Origin of the sequence: Actinobacillus indolicus, assembly GCF_004519515.1 — a bacterium.
In the GTDB taxonomy this organism is placed as follows: Bacteria; Pseudomonadota; Gammaproteobacteria; order Enterobacterales; family Pasteurellaceae; genus Glaesserella; species Glaesserella indolica_A.
The window spans coordinates 1485007-1508004 of sequence record NZ_CP038145.1 but is presented as its reverse complement, the minus strand read 5'-3'; the positions used below and the strand labels follow the sequence as shown (position 1 = coordinate 1508004).

Annotated in this window: 22 protein-coding genes; 14 read left to right on the top strand and 8 right to left on the bottom strand. The window is 41.2% G+C overall.

What is annotated here, in order from left to right; translation table 11 throughout:
• Positions 1 to 112 precede the first annotated feature (112 nt).
• From EXH44_RS07475 to EXH44_RS07465, 3 genes are all read right to left on the bottom strand, one after another.
• Entirely contained in the window at positions 113 to 1540 is a 1428-nt protein-coding gene (locus EXH44_RS07475; protein ID WP_162856921.1) for an FAD-dependent oxidoreductase, read from the bottom strand.
• A gap of 30 nt (positions 1541 to 1570) precedes the next feature.
• Positions 1571 to 6037: a glutamate synthase large subunit gene (gltB, locus tag EXH44_RS07470; protein WP_162856920.1), complete on the bottom strand. Its 4467-nt coding sequence runs from the start codon at positions 6035 to 6037 to the stop codon at positions 1571 to 1573.
• A 186-nt stretch (positions 6038 to 6223) separates the two neighbouring features.
• A complete protein-coding gene (locus EXH44_RS07465; RefSeq protein WP_162856919.1) occupies positions 6224 to 6787 on the bottom strand; it encodes a TorD/DmsD family molecular chaperone in 564 nt (187 codons plus the stop codon).
• A gap of 58 nt (positions 6788 to 6845) precedes the next feature.
• Here EXH44_RS07465 and nfo point away from each other — a divergent pair, with 58 nt between their 5' ends.
• Both nfo and EXH44_RS07455 read left to right on the top strand, forming a co-directional pair.
• Positions 6846 to 7691 (top strand): deoxyribonuclease IV, encoded by an 846-nt coding sequence (gene nfo, locus EXH44_RS07460; RefSeq protein ID WP_162856918.1) that lies wholly within the window; start codon positions 6846 to 6848, stop codon positions 7689 to 7691.
• A gap of 119 nt (positions 7692 to 7810) precedes the next feature.
• The gene (locus EXH44_RS07455) at positions 7811 to 8353 is read left to right on the top strand and encodes an NlpC/P60 family protein (protein WP_162856917.1); all 543 of its coding nucleotides are present in this window, start codon (positions 7811 to 7813) and stop codon (positions 8351 to 8353) included.
• Positions 8354 to 8364: 11 nt separating this feature from the next.
• Here the strand turns inward: EXH44_RS07455 and EXH44_RS07450 are convergent, their stop codons facing one another.
• The 5 genes from EXH44_RS07450 to focA form a co-directional block, all read right to left on the bottom strand.
• The gene (locus tag EXH44_RS07450; protein ID WP_162856916.1) at positions 8365 to 8796 is read right to left on the bottom strand and encodes a LexA family protein; all 432 of its coding nucleotides are present in this window, start codon (positions 8794 to 8796) and stop codon (positions 8365 to 8367) included.
• A 146-nt stretch (positions 8797 to 8942) separates the two neighbouring features.
• On the bottom strand, positions 8943 to 9683 hold the full coding sequence (gene pflA / locus EXH44_RS07445) for a pyruvate formate lyase 1-activating protein (RefSeq protein WP_162856915.1): 741 nt from the start codon (positions 9681 to 9683) through the stop codon (positions 8943 to 8945).
• Between the two features lie 76 nt (positions 9684 to 9759).
• Positions 9760 to 10863, bottom strand: a complete 1104-nt coding sequence (locus EXH44_RS07440) for an adenosylhomocysteinase (RefSeq protein ID WP_162856914.1) — start codon at positions 10861 to 10863, stop codon at positions 9760 to 9762.
• Positions 10864 to 10962: 99 nt separating this feature from the next.
• On the bottom strand, positions 10963 to 13287 hold the full coding sequence (pflB, locus tag EXH44_RS07435; RefSeq protein ID WP_162856913.1) for a formate C-acetyltransferase: 2325 nt from the start codon (positions 13285 to 13287) through the stop codon (positions 10963 to 10965).
• A 93-nt stretch (positions 13288 to 13380) separates the two neighbouring features.
• Complete coding sequence (gene focA, locus EXH44_RS07430; protein WP_162856912.1) at positions 13381 to 14205, bottom strand: formate transporter FocA; 825 nt, start codon at positions 14203 to 14205, stop codon at positions 13381 to 13383.
• Between the two features lie 194 nt (positions 14206 to 14399).
• Between focA and EXH44_RS07425 the strand changes: the two genes are divergently transcribed.
• The 12 genes from EXH44_RS07425 (at position 14400) to EXH44_RS07370 (ending at position 22993) form a co-directional block, all read left to right on the top strand.
• Positions 14400 to 14876: a YqaA family protein gene (locus EXH44_RS07425; RefSeq protein ID WP_162856911.1), complete on the top strand. Its 477-nt coding sequence runs from the start codon at positions 14400 to 14402 to the stop codon at positions 14874 to 14876.
• Between the two features lie 48 nt (positions 14877 to 14924).
• The gene (gene nudE / locus EXH44_RS07420) at positions 14925 to 15473 is read left to right on the top strand and encodes an ADP compounds hydrolase NudE (RefSeq protein WP_162856910.1); all 549 of its coding nucleotides are present in this window, start codon (positions 14925 to 14927) and stop codon (positions 15471 to 15473) included.
• A complete protein-coding gene (locus EXH44_RS07415) occupies positions 15460 to 15861 on the top strand; it encodes a hypothetical protein (RefSeq protein WP_162856909.1) in 402 nt (133 codons plus the stop codon). The genes nudE and EXH44_RS07415 overlap by 14 nt, the downstream gene beginning before the upstream one ends.
• 61 nt (positions 15862 to 15922) lie before the next feature.
• The gene (gene cysQ, locus EXH44_RS07410; RefSeq protein WP_162856908.1) at positions 15923 to 16738 is read left to right on the top strand and encodes a 3'(2'),5'-bisphosphate nucleotidase CysQ; all 816 of its coding nucleotides are present in this window, start codon (positions 15923 to 15925) and stop codon (positions 16736 to 16738) included.
• Between the two features lie 66 nt (positions 16739 to 16804).
• Positions 16805 to 18289, top strand: coding sequence for a glucose-6-phosphate dehydrogenase (gene zwf, locus EXH44_RS07405; RefSeq protein WP_162856907.1), 1485 nt, complete (start codon positions 16805 to 16807; stop codon positions 18287 to 18289).
• A gap of 4 nt (positions 18290 to 18293) precedes the next feature.
• Positions 18294 to 18992: a 6-phosphogluconolactonase gene (pgl, locus tag EXH44_RS07400; RefSeq protein ID WP_162856906.1), complete on the top strand. Its 699-nt coding sequence runs from the start codon at positions 18294 to 18296 to the stop codon at positions 18990 to 18992.
• Between the two features lie 32 nt (positions 18993 to 19024).
• Positions 19025 to 19417, top strand: coding sequence for a GNAT family N-acetyltransferase (locus tag EXH44_RS07395; protein WP_162856905.1), 393 nt, complete (start codon positions 19025 to 19027; stop codon positions 19415 to 19417).
• Positions 19418 to 19538: 121 nt separating this feature from the next.
• Positions 19539 to 20231 carry an aspartate/glutamate racemase family protein gene (locus EXH44_RS07390; protein WP_162856904.1) on the top strand — a complete coding sequence of 231 codons (693 nt, stop codon included), beginning with the start codon at positions 19539 to 19541 and terminating at the stop codon, positions 20229 to 20231.
• An 8-nt stretch (positions 20232 to 20239) separates the two neighbouring features.
• A complete protein-coding gene (locus tag EXH44_RS07385) occupies positions 20240 to 20503 on the top strand; it encodes a hypothetical protein (protein ID WP_108922470.1) in 264 nt (87 codons plus the stop codon).
• Between the two features lie 94 nt (positions 20504 to 20597).
• On the top strand, positions 20598 to 21119 hold the full coding sequence (locus EXH44_RS07380) for a hypothetical protein (protein ID WP_162856903.1): 522 nt from the start codon (positions 20598 to 20600) through the stop codon (positions 21117 to 21119).
• 86 nt (positions 21120 to 21205) lie between these two features.
• Positions 21206 to 22660 (top strand): decarboxylating NADP(+)-dependent phosphogluconate dehydrogenase, encoded by a 1455-nt coding sequence (gene gnd / locus EXH44_RS07375; protein ID WP_162856902.1) that lies wholly within the window; start codon positions 21206 to 21208, stop codon positions 22658 to 22660.
• Between the two features lie 90 nt (positions 22661 to 22750).
• The gene (locus EXH44_RS07370; protein WP_162856901.1) at positions 22751 to 22993 is read left to right on the top strand and encodes a hypothetical protein; all 243 of its coding nucleotides are present in this window, start codon (positions 22751 to 22753) and stop codon (positions 22991 to 22993) included.
• Positions 22994 to 22998 lie beyond the last annotated feature (5 nt).

The following is a 22998-nucleotide window of genomic DNA, read 5'->3' as shown; positions in this document are numbered from 1 at the left end:
ACAAGTTCATTTACAAACTTTTACAAATGCGAGTTATTCTCAATAAAATAACAAGCGGGCAGATCAGAGATAAATTTTGCAAAATTTTCATCAAATCTGACCGCTTGATCTACTACACTTCTAAATACTCCATAATGCTCTGTGCTGCATCACGCCCTTCAGCAACAGCGGTAACCACAAGGTCTGAACCACGGGTAATATCACCACCAGCAAAGACTTTTGGATTAGCAGTTTGTTGTTTAAGTTCGCCAGTTGTTGCAATTCTGCCACGTTTGTCTGTGGTGACACCGATTGAGGCAAGCCAAGGCATTTCGTGTGGGGCGAAGCCGAAGGCGATGATAACGGCATCACAAGGAATCACTTCCTCACTGCCTTCAATGATTTCGGCTTGACGACGACCATTCGCATCAGGTTCACCCAGTTGGGTTTTGACGATTTTAATTCCCGTCACTTTGCCTGAATGATCGGTTTCAACCGCGACCGGTTCGGCTTCAATTTCCACCGGTTGTGCGTTGAATTGGAACTCGACACCCTCTTCTTTGGCATTGCTGTATTCCTTACGGCTGCCCGGCATATTGGCGGCATCACGACGATAGACGCAGGTGACTTCTGCCGCGCCTTGACGTACCGAAGTACGCACACAGTCCATTGCAGTATCGCCACCGCCAAGTACCACGACACGTTTGTCCGCCATAGACACGTAATCAGGGGCATCAAAGCCAAGCAAATGTTGTGTATTGCCGATCAAAAATGGCAGAGCGGAATATACGCCTTGTGCTTGTTCGTTTGGAATGTTGGCTTTCATACCTTGATAGGTGCCAACACCCAAGAAAACGGCATCATATTGAGCCACCAAATCGTCAAGGCTGATATCTTTGCCGATTTCTACACCCAGTTTAAACTCAATGCCCATTTCACTAAAAATCTCACGGCGACGGCTCATCACATTTTTTTCCAATTTAAATGACGGAATCCCGAACGTGAGCAAGCCCCCGATTTCTTGTTGGCGTTCATACACGACAACATCAACACCGTTGCGGATCAATACATCGGCACAGCCTAAACCGGCAGGGCCTGCGCCGATAACCGCCACTTTTTTATTGGCTTTCGGTACATTTTTCACGCTTGGTCGCCAGCCCATTTCAAAGGCTTTTTCGGTGATGTATTTTTCAACATTACCGATAGTGACTGCACCGAATTCCGCATTTAAAGTGCAAGAACCTTCACACAAGCGGTCTTGAGGGCAAACGCGTCCGCAGACTTCCGGCAAGCTATTGGTGCTGTGAGCTAACTCGGCGGCATCAATAATGCGTCCTTCTTTTGCTAAACGTAGCCAGTTGGGAATATTGTTGTGTAACGGGCATTTATGTTGGCAGTAGGGATTGCCGCACTCTAAACAGCGGTCAGATTGTGATTCTGCTTGTGCATCACTAAAAATCTGATAGATCTCAATAAATTCGGTTTTACGGCTGTGTAATGGAATCTTTGACGGATCAACACGGGGTAAATCAATAAATTGGTAAACATTATCTCGGCTCATTTTATTATCCTTTTGGTAATCACTTTTATATTACTGCACCACAGCACCCAACTCATTCACAGTACGGCGTTTGTGTCCTAACAGGGCGTTAATGTCATTCGCTTTCGGTTTGACTAACACAAAACGTCCGACATAATCATCCCAGTTGGCGAGGATACGTTCGCCAATCGCACTGCGGGTTAATTCAACGTGGCGGGAAAGTAAACCACGCAGATGCTCTTGGTGAGTCGGTAACTCATTGATACTTAAGCCCTCAACTAATTCAGGGTTGATACGGTTGGCAAATTTCCCGTCTACATCATAAACATAGGCAAAGCCGCCCGTCATACCTGCACCGAAGTTGATACCTGTTTTACCTAAAATAGTGACGACACCGCCGGTCATATATTCACAGCCGTTATCACCGATACCTTCAACTACCGCTAACGCCCCTGAGTTACGCACCGCAAAGCGTTCACCTGCACGACCTGATGCAAAGAGTTCGCCCCCTGTTGCACCGTAAAGGCAAGTGTTGCCTGCAATAGTGGCATCCTCAGCTTTAAAGGCAACGCCATTGTGTGGTTTAATCACAATGCGGCCGCCTGCCATACCTTTACCCACATAGTCGTTAGCATCACCGGTTAAGTTTAGGTTCACGCCACCCGCTAACCAAACACCAAAACTTTGTCCTGCGGTGCCGTTTAGGTTGATGTTGAAGGTTTGCAACGGATTGCCACGGTTGCCGTAGCGTTGTGCCACCAAGCCTGAAAGGGTTGCCCCCACAGAGCGGTCTAAGTTGCTGATGTCGAAATCCAAGTCGGCAGACAAACCGCTTTCAAAAGCATTTTGCGCTTGTGCCACAATCGCTTTATTCAACAAACCTTGGTCAAAAGCAGGGTTGGCTTGGGTGCAGAAACGGCTACTACCGTCTGGCACTTTTGGCGAATAGAGCAATTTATCCAAGGCTAAACCTTGTTGTTTTGCGGTTTTGCCATTGATGATTTCTAATAAGTCGGTGCGACCGATTAAGTCGGTTAATTTCTCTACACCGAGTTCTGCCAAAATTTCACGCACATCTTGGGCGATAAATTTAAAGTAGTTCATCGCTTTTTCAGGTAAGCCGTGGTAATGCTTATTACGCAAAGTATCGTCTTGTGTTGCCACGCCTGTTGCACAGTTATTTAAGTGGCAGATACGTAGGTAGCGACAGCCTAATGCGACCATTGGCGCTGTACCAAAACCGAAACTTTCTGCCCCTAAAATCGCCGCTTTCACAATGTCTAAACCTGTTTTTAAACCGCCATCGACTTGTAAACGAACTTTATGACGTAGATTGTTTTCCACCAAGGCTTGTTGAGCTTCTGCCAAGCCAAGTTCCCACGGTGAACCGCAGTATTTCACACTGGTTAATGGGCTTGCACCCGTACCGCCATCATAGCCTGCAATGGTGATTAAATCCGCATAGGCTTTTGCCACACCTGTCGCAATCGTACCAACACCCGGTAAGGAAACGAGTTTGACTGAGATTAAGGCTTTCGGGTTGATCTGTTTTAAGTCGAAAATCAACTGTGCCAAGTCTTCAATCGAGTAAATATCGTGGTGTGGCGGTGGTGAAATCAAGGTTGAACCCGGAACCGCATAGCGAAGTTGGGCGATATATGGGGTGACTTTATCCCCTGGTAACTGACCGCCTTCCCCTGGTTTTGCCCCTTGTGCCACTTTGATTTGAATAACTTCGGCACTCATTAAGTAAGCAGGGGTAACACCAAAACGACCCGATGCCACTTGTTTGATTTTCGACACTTTTTCTGTGCCATAACGTTTCGGATCTTCACCGCCTTCACCTGAGTTGGAATAGCCCCCCAAGCGGTTCATTGCCACAGCTAAGGCTTCGTGGGCTTCGGGGCTTAATGCACCGATAGACATTGCCGCACTGTCAAAGCGTTTGTATAAGTTTTCCGCCGGTTCAACACGATGAAGCTCAATCGCTTTACCCGCTTCAGTTTTTAAACGTAACATATCACGGATAGTGGTAATCGGACGGCTATTTACCACATCACGGAAAGCTTTATATTTTTCGTAATCGCCTGTATTTACTGCCGCCTGTAAGGTATTTACTACATCAGGATTATAGGCATGGTATTCGCCTTGCGGTTTATATTTAAGATAACCGCCCATATCAATATCCTGACTATTTCTCCATGCTTTTTTACGACAAGCGGTCTGTTGTTGCTCTAAATCTGCAAAACTTGCCCCTTCGATACGGCTGGTGATACCTGGGAAGCAAAGGTTGGTCACATCACTATTTAAGCCGACCACTTCAAACAATCTGGCACAACGGTAGGACGACACACAAGAAATGCCCATTTTCGACATAATTTTGTATAAGCCTTTGTTGATTCCGTTGCGGAAATTAGCAATCGCCACACGCAGTGGTTTGCTAATCGCACCTTTTTGTACCAAATCAGCAATGGTTTCATAGGCAAGATAGGGATAAACTGCTGTTGCCCCTAAACCGATTAACACCGCAAAATGATGTGGATTGCGCGCTTCTGCGGTTTCCACCAAAATGTTGGTATCACAACGCAGGTTCGCTTCTACCAAACAGGTTTGCAACGCCCCCACCGCTAAGGCACTTGGAATCGGTTGGCGTTCAGCCGTGATATTACGGTCAGACACAATCAACAACACGGTTTTGTCACGCACAGCTTGTTTTGCCTGTTCGCATAACTGCTCTATCGCCTGTTTTAAATTCAGTTCATCAGGGTTAAAGGTCGCATCCAATACAGTATGTTTATAATGCTCTTCTGGCAAACGCAAAATCTGTTGCATATCGGAATACACCAAAATCGGCGATTTGAAATTCACTCGATGCGACATGCCTTCTGCTTCAAAGAACACGCTCATTTCACGGCCGATACTGGTGGCAAGGCTCATCACATGGGCTTCACGCAATGGGTCAATCGGTGGGTTCGTGACTTGAGCAAAGTATTGACGGAAATAATCAAACAGCACACGAGGGCGTTCGCTCAACACCGCAAAAGGCGTATCATCACCCATTGAACCGACCGCTTCCTGTCCGCTTTCACCCAACACACGAATCACATTTTCCAGCTCTTCCTTATCATAAAGGAACTGCTTTTGATACACTTTGAGTTGTAACTCATCCAGTGACGCTTCACCCACTTCGTTTTCAGGCAGTTGCTCAAACGGAATTAAACGTTGAACATGCTTGTTTAACCACTCACGGTAAGGGTGTCTTGCACGGACTTCATTGTCAATTTCATCAGAATGCAATAATTTGCCTTTTTTGGTATCAATCACCAATAATTGCCCCGGACCGACACGTCCTTTTTCCACGACTTCATCGGGAGCGTAATTCCAAATACCGACTTCGGAGGCAATCGTAATCAAACGGTCTTGCGTAATCACATAACGCGCAGGGCGTAAACCATTACGGTCAAGGTTACAAGCGGCATAACGACCATCGGTTAAAACAATTCCCGCAGGGCCATCCCATGGCTCCATATGCATAGAGTTGAAATCATAAAATGCACGCAAATCGTCACTCATATCCGGGTTTTGTTGCCACGCCGGCGGTACAAGCAAACGCATTGCACGGAACAAGTCCATACCACCGCTGACGAACAGCTCTAACATATTATCCAACGAGCTAGAATCCGAGCCCGTTTCATTAACAAACGGTGCCGCGGTTTGTAGGTCAGGAATTAACGGTGTGCGGTATTTGTAAGCACGCGCTCTCGCCCATGCCCGGTTGCCCGAAATTGTATTGATCTCACCGTTATGAGCTAAATAACGGAACGGCTGTGCCAACTTCCAACGCGGTTGCGTATTGGTTGAAAAGCGTTGGTGGAATAAACAAATTGCCGTCTGCATACGCAGATCCGCCAAATCCAAATAGAATTTCGGCAAATCTTTCGGCATACATAAGCCTTTATAGACAATGGTTTGATTGGAAAAACTACAAATGTAGAAATCAGGGTGATCAATACGTTTCTCAATACGACGACGAGCCACAAACAAACGGCGTTGCAAATCCTGTACACGCCAGCCGCTTGGTGCATTAATAAATACCTGTTTTATGCTTGGCATATCCGCCAACGCAATGGATCCCAATACAGACGGATTGGTCGGCACATCACGCCACGCAGGAATACCTAAGGTTTCTTGAGTTAATTCTTCATTGATAATTTCAATATAGGCTTTTGCCAGAGCTTCATCTCGCGGTAAAAAAATCTGCCCGACACCGAAAATTTTTGCCAAGGTAAAACCACTTTCCGCTGCAATCGCACGAAAAAAGCTCTCTGGCATTTGCAAAGAAAGACCGCAACCATCCCCCGTTTTGCCATCTGCCAAAATCGCCCCGCGGTGCTGCATACGAGATAAACCTAAAATACCATTACGAACCACTTTGTGGCTCTGCACGCCATCTATATTGGCAATCAAGCCAAACCCACAGTTTTCACGCTCAAATGAGCCGTCATAAAGTTTTGTCATTGCAATCACATCCTAATTATTTTTATAAATCGGTAAGTTGTGCAAACATATTAAAAAAATTTATTAAAGGCAATACTTTTTTTATTCAAATAAGAAAGATTTACTCTTTTGCCGTTTTGATAAGCATAGAGCAATAAAAAACCCTACTTATGCTATTTATAAGTAGGGCCCTATCTCTATTTTCCCTTATATTTTTGTTTCACTTTCTTCTAACTCGTCTGCCATTGCTGCTAATACATCTCGAGTAAGCTGAGCGAGTGCTTTATAAAAGCCTGTATCAAAAGCTTCTACTTTACCTAAAAATTTACTTAAACAAGGAAGTAAAAATTGTTCAAAAAAGTGTTGCTGTGCTGCGAGAGAATCCAGATTATCTTCAATCCAAGAGGCTGTCAGTAATAGCAATCCAACATGATCGGGATTTTCTAATTCTGGCATTCCCCGTTGCTGACGGAATAGAATGAATTCTGCTAAATCTAATCCATAGGCAGAAATTCTTGTATCAATAGCCCCCTCTTTTGCAAAAAGAGCTTGATAACTACCCGCTTGTTCCGTAGGGTTAGCACCTTGAGCGATGACAGTTAGAGCCTGCTCACTTTGAACATCTGTTGCAAGAGCCCAATACTGACGCAAGTTATCTTGCTGTAACCAAGCAAATGTACCCGTTAGGATAGGATCTGTCGGTTCACGATAAAAAAGGTTACCGAATAATCGGCAAAACAGTGAAAAGTCGTTAATATTTGTATTACTCATAACAAACAATAAAAAGAAATAAAGGTGTATGTTACACCATCTACTAGGAGAAGATAAGATGAAATATATTGGAGCTCATGTCAGTGCATCTGGTGGCGTAGAAAATGCGGTACTGCGTTCCGTAGAAATTGGTGCAAATGCGTTTGCCCTTTTTACAAAAAATCAGCGCCAATGGAAAGCACCGCCATTAAAAGCAGATACCATTGAAAAATTTAAACGTTTTTGTAAAGTGCATCACTTTTCCGCAGATCATATTCTTCCCCATGATAGTTATTTAATCAATTTGGGAAATCCCGATGCAGAAAACTTGACAAAGTCTAGAGAAGCCTTTATTGATGAAATGCAACGTTGTGATCAGCTAGGATTAAAGCTTCTTAATTTTCACCCTGGTAGTCATTTGAATCAGATCACAGAAAAGGAATGTTTAGCGCGTATCGCAGAGTCAATTAATATCGCTCATGTTGCTGTTCCTAATGTGATTGCTGTCATTGAAAATACTGCGGGGCAAGGTTCAAATTTAGGTTGGCGTTTTGAACATCTGGCGGAAATTATCGAACAAGTCGAAGATAAAAGCCGAGTTGGCGTCTGCTTAGATACCTGCCATTTATTCTCAGCTGGCTATGATATTAGTTCTTTAGAAACTAGTGAAAACACATTTTCTGAATTTGACCGTATTGTTGGATTTCCTTATCTTAAAGGAATGCATATTAACGGTTCAAAAACAGCATTGGGGAGTCGAGTTGATAGACATCACACATTAAGAGAAGGCACTATTGGTACGGAAGTCTTCAAATTTATTATGAATAGTGCTCATTTTGACAACATTCCGCTCATTTTAGAAACAATCGAACCAGAAATTTGGGCTGAAGAGATAAAATTTCTACGATCTTTGGAACAAATCTAGTTATACTTGGTCTGAATTAGGGAAAAGGCTCCGAGCAAAAGGAGCCTTTAATTTTATTAACATTTATCTTTGTTTTATCGAGGTAATTCGCTTTTTTAGTTCTGGCGAGACAAATTATTATGCAAAAATCATTTTTTTCTTTAACAAAATCCTTTCTACTTTCTACGCTTATCCTAACAGCGGTAGGTTTTTCTTCTACTTCTTACGCAAGTTTGAGTTCTCAAGCAGCCACACCGACACAATTGATTAAAGCAAGAGCAGCGACACAAACAGAAATAGAAAAATTTAGTAGCAATAAGTCCACTGACGCAAGCCAAAAAGTATTAAGCGTATACCGTAATTGGGCGGGTACACGTTACCGTTTAGGTGGCACAACTAAAGCAGGTATTGATTGCTCTGCATTTGTTAAAAAAACCATGAGTTCTGCATTTAATTTACATCTCCCACGATCAACCGCTGAACAAAAAAGCGTTGGACGTTCTATTTCAAAATCCGATTTACGCCCAGGCGATTTAGTCTTTTTCCGTAAAAATCACCACGTAGGTGTTTATATTGGCGGTGGAAAATTTGTTCATGCAAGTTCGAGCCGTGGTGTAACAACAAGCTCACTTTCTGAAAATTATTGGTCTCGAAACTATACTCAGTCTCGTCGAGTACTTTAGTAACCAATTCGTTAAGCCGCATATTTTCGTTGAGATGTGCGGCTTTTCATTTGGTGTACCACGTTGGTAATCACCCCTGCCACATTCACTTCTTCCCAATGACGAATACGCAAATTTGGTTCACTCACATCTAAAGAAAATAGAATCTTTTCATTACCAATTTCATTGAAAAATTGATAAAACTTATATTCTCCTTGTTTTTCAACGACAAGTAGATCGTTGATATCAAATGAATCGCTACTTTCAACGATCAAAAGATCATCTAGTTCGATCCCCCAAGAAATTAAATTAGGGTTTTTAACATGGACGAAAAATGTCTCTTTTGGTTTGCGAATACAAAGCGCATTAAGATCTAATCGAATAGAACGATGCGTATTTGAATCACGATATAACGGCATAGGTTGATATGAGCGTTCGCGAGTGAGTTGTCTAAGTTGTGCCATAATATTCTCCAATAAACTGTTTGTTTATACAGAGATTATTATACTGGTTAAAAACACAGAATCAACTAAAATTTAAACATTTTTTGTAAATATTTACAGTATAAAAATCCCCCTAGGATCTCTCGATCGTCGGGGGATATATACCATTAGTATTTTACTGTATGTCCATAGCTTTCAATGATGCCTTTAATATGCTCTAAAGACTCTTTCGTCGGAGGCATTACATCCTCCAATTCATATTCCAGCCCTAAGGTTTTCCATTTATGAGCACCTAAACGGTGATATGGCAGAAGTTCGACTTTTTCAATATTATCCATACCTTGGATAAACTGCCCAAGTAAATGAATATCTTCATCCGCATCAGTATGTCCTGGCACGACAACATAACGTATCCACGTTCTCTGATTACGTTTATGTAAATATCGAGCAAAATCTAAAGTTCGTCTATTTGAAACGCCTATTAGATCTTTATGGATTTCTTCATTTAGCTGTTTAAGATCTAGCATCACGAGATCGGTCACATCCAGCATTTCATCTACAACTTCTGAATAATGACGGACAAAGCCATTCGTATCTAAACAAGTATCAATGCCTTCAGCTTTACACGCCCGAAACCAGTCGCGTACAAATTCCATCTGCAATACAGCCTCTCCACCAGATGCAGTCACTCCGCCACCCGTTGCACGCATAAAGTGTTTATAGGTCACCACTTCTTTCATAAGATCTTCGACAGAAATCTCTTTTCCACCTTCCAGATCCCAAGTATCACGGTTGTGACAATATTTACAACGCATTAAACAGCCCTGTAAAAACAAAATAAAACGAATACCAGGGCCATCTACTGTGCCACAAGATTCATAAGAGTGATAACGTGCTAAAACAGACATAATTTTCCTTATTTAATTCAGTCAACTCGCCATATTATATTGCAAATATTTAGCAAAATCATACCGCTTGTGATCTTTATAATACTTTACCCCATATCGCTTGAGGTAAGAGATAAACCTCTTTTTCTGCTTTTTCGCCTTCCCCTACAATATGCCCAATACCACTCGTCATCACCGCTAATGTCACATCAAAGGCATTAAGACTATCTCCGTACCCTGCGGTTAAGTTAAACATTGAACCATCCGCAAGAAGATAAATCGTTTTTCCATCAACATCATAAGCATTGATATAAGGCATAGGTTCTGTCATTGCATATTGTTTTAAGAAAGCGACATCAATTTCTTCGGCAACGTGACCCACATTTAAAATGAACAAGCCTGATTTTGCCTGTTTAAGCATCTCCGCAGACACTACATTTTTAGCACCTGTCGCAGTAGCAATCACATCTGCATCTTTAACCGCTTCTGATAAAGGTAAGACTTGCCAGCCATCATATTGTGCTTGTAATGCACGAGCTTTATCAAGTTCTGCAATGATCACTTGTCCACCATAGGCTTTCGCAGAATGTGCAACACCCTGCCCTACTAAACCATAGCCGATTACAACGACTTTTTTCTCATGCAATGTCAAATGTGTTGTTTGGAAAAAGGTATGCCAAGCAGTTAAACCAACCATATGGCGATTATGCAGGCCTTCTTTTACGGGTAAATCATCCCAGTTGAAAATTGGATAATGTGGTTTTAAACCATTGAGGCGGTTAACACCAGAGCCAGTCGCTTCTAATCCTGCTTTGACATTCGTTTGGAGGTTTTTCTGATGAATTACTGTGGTTAAATCTGCGCCCATTTCACACAGATGAGTCGGATCCCACGCAATCGCGTCTTCAAAACTTTGCTGCCAATCTGCATGACTCATATTACGCCATGCTTTTGCCTCAGCGCCTTGTTGAACTAAATAAGCAACTACATCATCTTGAACCGTAGTTGGATTACAGGTGGTTAAGAACACTTTCGCTCCCTTATCAAGCAACCCTTTTATAATTGGTGTCATCTTTAGATCTAAGTGCATGTTGCATGCTAAACGGACATGTGAAAGATCTGGCAGTGATTCAATTGCTCTACGCGTTCTTGGCATATTTAATGTTGCCCATTCAAGCTCAGCAGAAAAGTTTTGATACATCATTACTCCTTTATAAAATACTTTGTAAACTCCAATAAAAATTATACCGCTTGCCTTACGACAAGCGGTATCTTTTCTTTAATTTTTTACAAATGTAGATTACATCGACTGTGTGAAAGTACGAGTAATTACATCCATTTGTTGCTCTTTAGTTAAAGAGTTGAAACGCACTGCGTAACCTGAAACACGGATTGTTAATTGTGGATACTTCTCTGGATTTTCCATCGCATCTAATAACATTTCACGGTTCATTACGTTTACGTTTAAGTGCTGACCACCTTCGATGGTTGATTCGTGGTGGAAGTAACCGTCCATTAAGCCTGCAAGGTTACGTTTTTGAGATTCAAGATCTTTACCTAACGCATTTGGTACGATTGAGAAGGTATAAGAGATACCATCTTTCGCGTAAGCAAATGGTAATTTCGCCACAGAAGTCAATGATGCTACCGCACCTTTTTGGTCACGTCCGTGCATTGGGTTTGCACCTGGTCCGAATGGTGCGCCTGAACGACGACCGTCCGGGGTGTTACCTGTTTTCTTACCGTAAACCACGTTTGAAGTAATGGTTAATACAGACTGTGTTGGTGTTGCATTACGGTATGTTTTGAGCTTCTGAATTTTCTTCATAAAGCGTTCAACTAAATCAACGGCAATGTCATCTACACGGTTATCATTGTTACCGAATTGTGGATATTCACCTTCGATTTCAAAGTCAATCGCCACATTCTTCGCTACACCAACCACTTCGCCAGCTTTATTTTTGATTTCAATGTCGCCACGGATTGGTTTTACTTTCGCATATTTGATTGCAGAAAGTGAGTCTGCTGCTACAGAAAGACCCGCGATACCACACGCCATTGTGCGGAATACATCACGATCATGTAACGCCATTAATGCTGCTTCATAAGCATATTTGTCGTGCATAAAGTGAATGATGTTTAATGCAGTCACGTATTGTTTCGCTAACCAATCCATGAAACCGTCTAAGCGAGTCATAACGTCGTCGAAGTCTAAGTATTCAGACATAATTGGCTCAGTTTTCGGTCCAACTTGGTCACCTGATTTCTCATCCACACCGCCGTTGATTGCGTATAATAAGGTTTTCGCTAAGTTTGCACGTGCACCGAAGAACTGCATCATTTTACCTACGATCATCGGACTTACACAGCATGCAATCGCATAGTCATCGTTTTGGAAGTCTGGACGCATTAAGTCGTCGTTTTCGTACTGAACAGATGAGGTTTCGATAGACACTTTCGCTGCATAGCGTTTGAAACCGTCTGGTAAACTTTCAGACCAAAGGATTGTTAAGTTTGGTTCTGGTGATGGACCCATTGTGTAAAGGGTGTGTAATAAACGGAAGCTGTTTTTGGTTACTAATGTACGACCGTCTAAGCCCATACCTGCGAAAGTTTCTGTTGCCCACATTGGGTCACCTGAGAATAATTGATCGTATTCTGGTGTACGTAAGAAACGAACCATACGGAGTTTCATTACTAAGTGATCCATTAACTCTTGCGCTTCAGTTTCTGTGATACGACCAAGTTTTAAGTCACGCTCGATAAATACATCTAAGAAAGTTGATGTACGACCGAAAGACATCGCCGCACCGTTTTGTGATTTTACTGCCGCTAAGTATGCAAAATAAGTCCATTGCACTGCTTCTTGCGCATTGGTTGCAGGGTTAGAAATATCGTAACCGTAAGATGCAGCCATCTCTTTCATTTTGCCTAACGCACGGTGTTGTTCTGCAATTTCTTCACGTAGTTGGATGGTTGCTTGAATATCTTCACCAGACTCTAATTTTTCTTGTAAAGAGTTGAATTGTTTAACTTTATCCTTCATTAAGAAGTCTGCACCGTAAAGTGCCATACGACGATAGTCACCGATGATACGACCACGTCCATACGCATCTGGAAGACCCGTAATTACACCTGATTTACGGCAGCGTAAAATGTCCGGAGTATAAACATCAAATACGCCTTGGTTGTGGGTTTTACGGTATTCTGTAAAGATTTTTTCAACCATTGGGTTTAATTCACGGCGATAGACTTTACAAGAGCCTTTCACCATATTGATACCACCAAACGGCATAATCGCACGTTTTAACGGCGCATCGGTTTGAAGACCTACGATTTTCTCTAAATCTTTGTTGATATAGCCTGGTGCATGAGAAGTGATGGTTGATGGAGTATCGCAATCAATGTCATACGGTTCGTGGGTTTTGTTTTCCACTTTAATTTTTTCCATTACATCTGCCCAAAGCGTGCTTGTCGCTTCAGTTGCATCAGCAAGGAAAGATTCATCACCTTCATACGGCGTATAGTTTTTTTGGATAAAGTCACGCACGTTCACTTCAGTTTGCCAGTCACCCGGTGCAAAACCTTCCCACGCTTTCTTTTGAGCTTCGGTTAATTGAGTCATTTTAAGTCCTCGTTAGTTAATGTAATAAATTGGAACGCAAGCGGTGCGATTTTGCAAAAAATCTGCGAAAACTGACCGCTTGCAAGTTTTGAATTAATGTTTCTTTAGATGCAAAAACCACTGCACCATACCGATGAAAAATGCACCACCAACAATATTACCTAAGGTTGCTGGAATTAAATTTTTCACCACAAAATTTGCCATTGTTAAATCAGCGAATTGACTAGGATCAACCCCTATCGCTGTCCAAAATTCAGGGCTTGCAGAACCGTGGATTAACACGCCCATTGGGATCATAAACATATTCGCCACACAGTGTTCGAAGCCAGATGCCACAAACATTGCGATCGGCAAAATCATAATGAACGCTTTATCCGTCAGGCTCTTACCTGCATACGCCATCCATACCGCAATACAGACCATCAGATTACAGAAAATCCCCAAGCTGAATGCTTCAATCCAAGTATGGTGTATTTTATGTTGGGCTGTTTTTAAAATAGTCAAGCCCCACTGCCCATTTGCAGCCATAATTTCACCGCTAAACCACACTAACAGCACAATAAAGGTTGCGCCGACAAAGTTGCCACCATAAACGACCAGCCAATTTTTAAACATCTGCGCCCACGTAATTCGCTTGCTTGCTTTGGCAACAATCGTCATGGTCGTTGAAGTGAAAAGCTCTGCCCCAAATACCACACACATAATAATGCCTAAAGAGAAAACGAGGCCACCAATGAGTTTAGCAACACCCCATGGCATATCTGCTGCGCCAACTTGTGTGGTAGCATAAAAGACAAAGGCAATAGAAATATAAGCGCCAGCAGTAATTGCTGAAATGAAAGAATAAAATTGGTTTTTGGTTGCTTTATAAACTGCGCCATCTTCGGCGATTTTTGCCATCTCAGCAGGTGAAAACATTACTATCCTTAAACGAAAATTTGAAAAATTATAGAAATTGTTGAGAATTATAGACCTGTTAAACTGATGATTAAATAATTTTTACGTTTAAAATAAATAAAGTAGAATTCTTTCTTGATCCACATCAATCTTTCAAAAAAAGTACGATTTTTATAAACTTAACTAGAACACAAATTTAACAAAATAGTTACAAAATGACCGATTATCTGACTGCTTTACTCGGAATTTTCCTAAGTGAAGAAAATCAACTCCTCATTATGTTTGCGAGTAGTTTTTTAAGTGCAACGATACTGCCCGGGAACTCCGAAGTGGTTTTTACTACTTATGCAACACAAGCACTATTACAAAAAAATACGGTGTATGGATTATTCATTGTAGCGACATTAGGCAATGCACTCGGTAGCATGACAACCTATTTTATCGCTCAATTTTTTCCTCAGCCTAAATTTCACGACCAGCAACATAAAAGCGTCAAACTCGCACTCACATTGAGTCAAAAATATGGTATATGGATTCTATTATTTAGCTGGCTTCCTATTGTTGGCGATCTCTTTTGTGGTATTGCAGGCTGGTTACGTTTTAATTTATGGAAAAGCATGCTATTAATCACGTTTGGAAAGGGAATTCGCTATGCTTTATTACTTTGGAGCATTTATTTGGTTGTTGGTTAAAGATGAACAGTCTACAATGCGAACAAACAATTTTTGATGAGAAAGACTATGTCAAAACAACTCCCAGAGATCAAATCTATCTCCGTGATCGCCAAAACCCGAATTTTTGAAGTGCAATCGGTGGATCTCCGTTTTTCCAATGGCGAAGAACGCACCTATGAACGTTTAACACCACAACGTCGTTCATCTGTTATGGTATTACCGATTCATAATAATCACCTTGTCCTTGTCAAAGAATATGCTGTTGGCCCTGAACGTTATGAATTAACTTTTCCTAAAGGTATTGTTGATGCAGGTGAAGAACCGATAGAAAGTGCAAATCGAGAGTTACAAGAAGAGATTGGATTTGGGGCAAGAAGCATCGAACCACTACGTTCATTATATAGTGGACCTAGCCATATGTATGGTTTAATGCACGTTTTTGTGGCACAAGATCTTTACCCATCACAGCTAGAAGGTGATGAACCAGAGCCACTTGAAATCATCTATTATCCATTAAACAAAATCGACGAACTGCTTGCCGACCCTAATTTTGCCGAAGCACGCAATTTATCTGCTTTATTTTTATTAAGAGAATATCTCCATGCACAAAACTAGCCTACACATTTTATGGATTTATCCACTACTTACCCAGTTACTCGGCTCTGCCCTGTTACCCCTTTTTAGCGAATTTAGCCAAGGGGGAATGTTGGTTGTTTTTGCCTTATTTAGCGTTCCAGTTTTTCTATTTGCATTAGTCAGCTACAAACAACAGTATCACCAACGTAACATCATTCAAATTGCCTTTTTCTCAGGGATAATCATGTTTATTTATAGCCTTTGTTCATTTTCGCTAATGTTGGCTTTTGATGAATACACCAGCCTTGAAGATCCTATCCCCCTATGGGAACAATCCCTTGCCGTGATCTTATTTGCCTTAACCTTTGCATTAGCAAATATTATTTATTCTATGGTCGTTTTACGCCTATTTTTACCTAAAAAATAATATTATTTTTACGAGTCTGAATTTGTGAGGTATCATTCAGAAATTATCTAAGGGAGTTTATATGCAAACACTCAATCAACAATTATTAGACAAAGTATTGAATATTGCTTACCAAGCAGGCGAACACTTGACGCACTTTTATAGTAGATCAGTAGAAGTTCAGATCAAATCAGATAAAACCCCTGTGACTGAAGCTGATCTCTTTATCAGTCAATTTGTTACCGAACAATTGAAATTATTAACACCAGAGATCCCTATACTCTCTGAAGAAAGCTGTAAAATTCCACTTGCTGAACGTACTCATTGGCAGGAATATTGGATCGTTGATCCTCTTGATGGTACACAACAGTTCATTGATCGAACCGATCAATTTTCTGTTGTCATTGGATTAATTCAACAAAATACCCCCGTACTTGGCATTATTCATTCTCCTATTTTAGGAAAAACTTACTATGCGATGAAAAATCATGGCGCTTTTCTTAAAGAAAATAGCCATGTTCAACCATTAATCAAAAATTGCAAAATATTTGATAAATCTCACCGCTTGCAAGTGACTATTGGCAATACAAACGGGGATAAAATACATCAAGCGGTACGACCACCTTATCAAATAGAACTCTTACAATATGGCTCAAGTAGTTTAAAAGCAGGATTGGTTGCTGAGGGTAAAGCAGATTGTTATATTCGTTTAGGCGATACAGGCGAATGGGATACTGCGGCCGCAGAAATCTTATTAGCTGAAACAGGCGGAGAGGTATTTGATTTAGATTTTAACCCTCTCACCTACAATCAGCGAGAAACCTTTGTTAATCCGCATTTTATTATGGTCGGAAACAAACATCATGATTGGCGTTCTACCTTTCACTTTAATAAATAAAACTAATTTCTCACTTTAAATAAAGTAATGCAAAATAGCGCAACTTTTTATTATTTAGGATAGCAAATGAAAGCAGATAATAACTGTATTGTAATTTTTGGTGCCTCTGGCGACTTAACTTACCGTAAATTAATTCCCGCACTTTATCATCTCTACAAAATTGGAAGATTATCAGAAAACTTCTCTGTATTAGGCGTAGCTCGTTCTGCATTAGATGATGAATCTTTCCGCCAAAAAATGCATGACACCTTAATCAAACTTGAAAATGCAAGCGGTGAGATCTTAGAAAAATTTTGCGAACACCTTTACTACCAAGCAATCAACACATCTGATGCGGTGGATTATGCAAAATTATTGCCACGTTTAGATGAACTGCACGATAAATACGGTACTGGCGGTAATACGCTATATTATCTTTCTACGCCACCCAGTTTATACGGCGTTATCCCTGAATGTCTTTCAGCACACGGTTTAACAACAGAAGAATTTGGCTGGAAACGGATTATTGTAGAAAAGCCATTCGGCTACGATATTGAAACCGCAAAAGCCCTTGATATTCAAATTCATAAGTATTTTGAAGAACATCAGATCTACCGTATCGACCATTACTTAGGTAAAGAAACGGTACAGAATTTACTCGTTCTGCGTTTTTCTAACGGTCTATTTGAACCACTCTGGAACCGTAATTTTATTGATTATGTGGAAATCACAGGGGCGGAATCTATTGGTGTAGAAGATCGTGGTGGCTATTATGATGGTTCAGGCGCAATGCGTGATATGTTCCAAAACCATTTGTTGCAAGTATTAGCGATGGTTGCGATGGAGCCACCTGCGATTATCAATGCCGATTCAATGCGTGATGAAGTCGCCAAAGTGCTACATTGCCTGCATCCGCTTTCAAATGAAGACATTAAAAATAACTTAGTGCTTGGACAATACACCGCAAGTGAAATTGATGGTGAACAAGTCAAAGGCTACCTACAAGAAAAAGGTGTACCAGAAGACTCGACCACAGAAACCTATATGGCGGTACGTTGCCAAATCGACAACTGGCGTTGGGCTGGCGTGCCGTTCTATGTCCGTACAGGTAAGCGTTTGCCTACACGTGTAACAGAAGTGGTTATTCACTTTAAAACAACCCCACACCCAGTCTTTAGTCAAAATGCCCCTGATAATAAATTGATTATTCGTATCCAACCCGACGAAGGTATTTCAATGCGTTTCGGCTTGAAAAAACCTGGTGCAGGCTTTGAAGCGAAAGAAGTATCAATGGATTTCCGCTATGCCGATCTTGCATCACCAAGCTTATTAACGGCTTATGAGCGTCTGTTATTAGATGCGATGAAAGGCGATGCAACCCTCTTCGCTCGTACTGATGCAGTGCACGCTTGCTGGAAATTTGTTCAACCAATTTTGGACTATAAAGCAGAACGTGGTCGTATCTATGAATACGAAGCTGGTACTTGGGGGCCTTCTGAAGCCGATAAACTGATTGCTAAACACGGCAAAGTATGGCGTAAACCAAGTGGATTAATGAAAAAGAAAGTGTAATTTTATGAACTACATCACATTCCCAACAGCACAAAGTGCAGTGGAAAAAATCGCACAAGAATTTGTGTTATATAGCCAATTAAACCGCCCTGTACATATTTCCTTATCGGGCGGAAGTACACCGAAACTGCTGTTTAAAACCCTTGCTCAAGAGCCGTATAAAAGCCAAATTCAATGGCAAAATTTACATTTTTGGTGGGGCGATGATCGTATGGTTCCGCCACAAGATCCTGAAAGTAATTACGGCGAAGTGCAAAAACTACTGTTCGATCATATCGAGCTCCCTGCAGAAAATATCCACCGTATTCGTGGTGAAGAGCCTGTGGAGCAAGAACTTGCAAGATTTTCGCAAGAACTGACCGCTTGTATCCCTAACGGTGAATTTGATTGGATCATTTTAGGCATGGGAACCGACGGACACACCGCTTCCCTTTTCCCGCACCAAACGGATTTTAACGATCCGAATTTAGCCGTCATCGCCAAACATCCTGAAACAGGGCAAATCCGTATTTCCAAAACAGCTAAATTAATTGAACAAGCAAAACGCATTACTTATTTGGTAACAGGCGCAAGCAAAGCGAAAATTCTCAAAGAGATCCAAACCACAGCAACAGAAAATTTGCCTTATCCTGCTGCGAGAATTAAGGCAAGAAATGGCATGACCGAGTGGTATTTGGATAAAGAAGCTGGGGCATTACTTTAATTTTTGTTGATAGATTGCCAAGGAGTTAAGCCATGGTTGAATATAAAATCAATGTTCCTCTATCCGTAGAGCAATATCGCACATTATTAAACCGAACAACGTTGGGAGAACGTCGTCCGCTTAATGAATCTGAGCGTGTAGAATCCATGTTAAAGCACGCTAATTTAATCATCTCCGCTTGGCATAACGGTGAGTTGATTGGTGTTGCCCGCTCCCTGACAGATTTTAGTTACTGCTGCTATTTGGCAGACTTAGCGGTTCGGGACGATTACCAAAAACAAGGTATCGGGCAGGCACTTATTCAGCAGACTCAACACGCACTGCATCCAAAAGTAAAACTGATTTTGCTCGCTGCCCCCCAAGCGGTCGATTACTATCCGCATATCGGTTTTGAGCAACATCCTAGTGCGTGGACGAAAAATTAAATGATTACAAGCGGTCAGATCTGCAAAAAATTTTGCAAAACGGACCACTTGTGCGAAGAATAAAGCAACTCTTGCTTGCAATGCTAGCATTAGCAGTAAGTTTAGGTGCATAGGAGTTAAAATGAAAACACTCGGCATATTAGGCGGAATGAGCCCTGAAAGTACGGTTTCTTATTATTTGAATATCAATCGAGCAGTTAATGTTGCATTAGGTGGAAATAGTAGTGCTAAGTTGCTGATGTCGAGCGTAAATTTTGAAGATATTGTACAGTGCCAAAAATCAGCAAATTGGCAAAAAGCAGGTGAAATTTTAGCAAAAGAAGCCCAATTGCTTGAAAGCATTGGTGCAGAAGGGATTTTAATTGGTGCGAATACGATGCACAAAGTCGCCGGTGCGGTACAAAATGCGGTTTCGGTGCCGTTATTACATATTCTTGATGTGGTGGCAGATCGAATTAAAGCACAAGGTTTACGCAAAGTCGCATTACTTGGTACGCACTATACCATGGCGGATAATTTTTATGTGGATGGCTTGCGTGAACGTGGTGTTGAGCCAATTGTGCCTGACGATGATGCCAAATTAGAAATTCATCGTATTATTTTTGAAGAACTTTGTGTCGGTATTATCAAACCCGAATCAAAAGCCTATCATCTCAAAACCATCGAAAATCTGACCGCACTTGGTGCGGAAGGCGTAATTTTAGGTTGTACGGAAATCGGCTTATTGATTAACCAACGTGATTCCACCTTACCGTTTTTTGATACCGCAACATTGCACAGTGAAATGGCGGTGGATTTTATTTTAGAAAAATAGGAGATGTTATGAAACCGATTGTTTACTTTGCCCCTTGGTGTCCGGATACCGAACCGTTTTTCGCCGAACTCAATCGTTTAGGCGTAGAATTTGAAGCTTTAGATATGGCAGGTGATCGTGCTAATTTCAAAGCCTTTTTAAAACTGCGTGATACCCACCCTGCTTTTGATGAAGCGAAGAAAAACAGCTACATCGGCATTCCGGCGTTAGTGTTGGAAAATGGGGATGTGGTGTTGGATAAAGATGAACTAGCGAAAATTTTTAATAAATAACGATGGCGCTCGTCTTTGACGAGTGATATAACAATAAATAAAGGTGCTCGTTACAAACAAGCGCTATCTTTGGGAATTAACTAATTATTAAATTATGAAAAGTATATTAGGTCTTATTGTTTTATTAATTCTCTTAACATTTCTTTATTATGTATTTAGCTGGGGATTAAATAATCCTTCGGTCTTTATTCCACTACTAACAGCTACTTTTGGTTTTGTTGGTATTATGTATACACAATATCAATCAAAATCTAGAGATATTAGAGAAAGCCATAGAGCGAGTAAAATAGAAACATATAGGATGTTTTTTGATTTAATTAACCTTGTTCAAAATAATGCAAAGAAAAAAATAGATATAGATCCTTTAGATGAATCTTTTCAAAAGAGTATGCAAGAACTCAGTGAAAACCTAATTCTTTGGTCGTCTGAAGAAGTCCTGCTAGTATGGAAAGAATTTAGAGCTATAAAACCAAATAATGAAGATCCTTATTTAGTTCTTAAAATAATCGACAGGCTTTATAGAGCTATAAGAAAAGATCTTGGACATAATGATAAACTCTTAAAAGAGTTAGATTTAATAAAAATGAATATTACAGATCCTGAAAATATTCAATAAATTTCTTAATAAGTACAAGCGGACAAATTTTCAAAAAATTTTGTAAATCCAACCGCTTGCAGAATTCAAACCAACAGGAGAACAAAATGTCAGTAAAAGGCGATATCGGCGTTATCGGTTTAGCGGTAATGGGTCAGAACCTTATTTTAAATATGAACGACAACGGCTTTAAAGTCGTGGCGTATAACCGTACTACGTCAAAAGTAGACGAGTTTTTAGCAGGGGCGGCGAAAGGCACGAATATTATCGGGGCGTATTCGTTAGAAGATTTAGCCGCTAAATTAGAAAAACCACGCAAAGTGATGTTAATGGTGCGTGCCGGTGAAGTGGTCGATCAATTTATCGAAGCATTATTACCACACTTAGAAGAAGGCGACATCATCATTGACGGTGGTAACTCAAACTACCCGGATACTAACCGCCGTGTGAAAGCGTTAGCGGAAAAAGGCATTCGCTTTATCGGTTCGGGCGTATCGGGCGGTGAAGAAGGGGCACGTCACGGACCTTCTATTATGCCGGGCGGTAATGAGGAAGCGTGGCAATATGTGAAACCGATCTTCCAAGCCATTTCAGCTAAAACCGACAAAGGTGAACCTTGCTGTGACTGGGTGGGCAAAGAAGGTGCAGGTCATTTCGTGAAAATGGTACACAACGGTATCGAATACGGTGATATGCAGTTAATTTGTGAAGCCTACCAATTCTTAAAAGACGGTTTAGGTTTAAGCTACGATGAAATGCACAACATTTTCAAAGAGTGGAAAAAAACCGAATTGGACAGCTATCTTGTTGATATTACGACCGATATTTTGGCGTATAAAGACACAGACGGCACTCCGTTAGTGGAAAAAATCTTAGATACCGCAGGTCAAAAAGGTACCGGTAAATGGACAGGGATCAACGCGTTAGATTTCGGTATTCCATTAACCTTAATCACGGAATCTGTATTCGCTCGTTGCGTGTCTTCATTTAAAGATCAACGTGTGGCAGCGGCTAAGCTGTTCAACAAAACTATCGGCAAAGTGGAAGGAGACAAACAAGTGTGGATCGAAGCAGTGCGTAAAGCGTTATTGGCATCAAAAATCATCTCTTACGCGCAAGGCTTTATGCTGATTCGTGAAGCGTCTGAAAACTTCGGTTGGGACATCAACTATGGCGCAACGGCATTATTATGGCGTGAAGGTTGTATCATTCGCAGCCGTTTCTTAGGTAACATTCGTGATGCGTACGAAGCGAACCCGGATTTAATTTTCTTAGGTTCAGATGCCTACTTTAAAGGCATTTTAGAGAACGCATTAAGCGACTGGCGTAAAGTGGTGGCGAAGTCTATCGAAGTCGGTATCCCGATGCCTTGTATGGCAAGTGCAATCACCTTCTTAGACGGTTACACTTCAGATCGTTTACCGGCAAACTTACTGCAAGCACAACGTGACTACTTCGGTGCACACACTTATGAGCGTACCGACAAACCTCGTGGTGAGTTCTTCCACACCAACTGGACAGGTCGTGGAGGGAATACGGCATCAACGACTTATGATGTGTAGTTGAACTTTTTCGTGTATTTTCGTGCAATAAAAGACAAAACAAGCGGGTAGATTTACCCGCTTTTTTACAATTTTATAGAAAAGACATTTATGAAAAAATTAGTCGCGATTTCAACGATTATTCTAGCGTTAGCTGCTTGTTCAAATGAAGGTAAAGACCCACACGGAAAGCCACCACATAATCCAGAAATGGAAGTTGCAATGCAAGAATGTCAAAAAACAGTTACAAATAAAGAAGATCGTACGGCGTTTGATGCTTGTATGAAAGCAAAAGGTTTTGAAAAACCTGCAGATCATGGTAAAGGGCCACAGCCACCAAAAGCATCAAACTAATCTAT

What these genes read in the sequence shown, in the direction of transcription:
- EXH44_RS07475 (WP_162856921.1), bottom strand. Translation starts at nt 1,540, where the DNA reads ATGAGCCGAGATAATGTTTACCAATTTATTGATTTACCCCGTGTTGAT.
- gltB (WP_162856920.1), bottom strand. Translation starts at nt 6,037, where the DNA reads ATGACAAAACTTTATGACGGCTCATTTGAGCGTGAAAACTGTGGGTTT.
- EXH44_RS07465 (WP_162856919.1), bottom strand. Translation starts at nt 6,787, where the DNA reads ATGAGTAATACAAATATTAACGACTTTTCACTGTTTTGCCGATTATTC.
- nfo (WP_162856918.1), top strand. Translation starts at nt 6,846, where the DNA reads ATGAAATATATTGGAGCTCATGTCAGTGCATCTGGTGGCGTAGAAAAT.
- EXH44_RS07455 (WP_162856917.1), top strand. Translation starts at nt 7,811, where the DNA reads ATGCAAAAATCATTTTTTTCTTTAACAAAATCCTTTCTACTTTCTACG.
- EXH44_RS07450 (WP_162856916.1), bottom strand. Translation starts at nt 8,796, where the DNA reads ATGGCACAACTTAGACAACTCACTCGCGAACGCTCATATCAACCTATG.
- pflA (WP_162856915.1), bottom strand. Translation starts at nt 9,683, where the DNA reads ATGTCTGTTTTAGCACGTTATCACTCTTATGAATCTTGTGGCACAGTA.
- EXH44_RS07440 (WP_162856914.1), bottom strand. Translation starts at nt 10,863, where the DNA reads ATGTATCAAAACTTTTCTGCTGAGCTTGAATGGGCAACATTAAATATG.
- pflB (WP_162856913.1), bottom strand. Translation starts at nt 13,287, where the DNA reads ATGACTCAATTAACCGAAGCTCAAAAGAAAGCGTGGGAAGGTTTTGCA.
- focA (WP_162856912.1), bottom strand. Translation starts at nt 14,205, where the DNA reads ATGTTTTCACCTGCTGAGATGGCAAAAATCGCCGAAGATGGCGCAGTT.
- EXH44_RS07425 (WP_162856911.1), top strand. Translation starts at nt 14,400, where the DNA reads ATGACCGATTATCTGACTGCTTTACTCGGAATTTTCCTAAGTGAAGAA.
- nudE (WP_162856910.1), top strand. Translation starts at nt 14,925, where the DNA reads ATGTCAAAACAACTCCCAGAGATCAAATCTATCTCCGTGATCGCCAAA.
- EXH44_RS07415 (WP_162856909.1), top strand. Translation starts at nt 15,460, where the DNA reads ATGCACAAAACTAGCCTACACATTTTATGGATTTATCCACTACTTACC.
- cysQ (WP_162856908.1), top strand. Translation starts at nt 15,923, where the DNA reads ATGCAAACACTCAATCAACAATTATTAGACAAAGTATTGAATATTGCT.
- zwf (WP_162856907.1), top strand. Translation starts at nt 16,805, where the DNA reads ATGAAAGCAGATAATAACTGTATTGTAATTTTTGGTGCCTCTGGCGAC.
- pgl (WP_162856906.1), top strand. Translation starts at nt 18,294, where the DNA reads ATGAACTACATCACATTCCCAACAGCACAAAGTGCAGTGGAAAAAATC.
- EXH44_RS07395 (WP_162856905.1), top strand. Translation starts at nt 19,025, where the DNA reads ATGGTTGAATATAAAATCAATGTTCCTCTATCCGTAGAGCAATATCGC.
- EXH44_RS07390 (WP_162856904.1), top strand. Translation starts at nt 19,539, where the DNA reads ATGAAAACACTCGGCATATTAGGCGGAATGAGCCCTGAAAGTACGGTT.
- EXH44_RS07385 (WP_108922470.1), top strand. Translation starts at nt 20,240, where the DNA reads ATGAAACCGATTGTTTACTTTGCCCCTTGGTGTCCGGATACCGAACCG.
- EXH44_RS07380 (WP_162856903.1), top strand. Translation starts at nt 20,598, where the DNA reads ATGAAAAGTATATTAGGTCTTATTGTTTTATTAATTCTCTTAACATTT.
- gnd (WP_162856902.1), top strand. Translation starts at nt 21,206, where the DNA reads ATGTCAGTAAAAGGCGATATCGGCGTTATCGGTTTAGCGGTAATGGGT.
- EXH44_RS07370 (WP_162856901.1), top strand. Translation starts at nt 22,751, where the DNA reads ATGAAAAAATTAGTCGCGATTTCAACGATTATTCTAGCGTTAGCTGCT.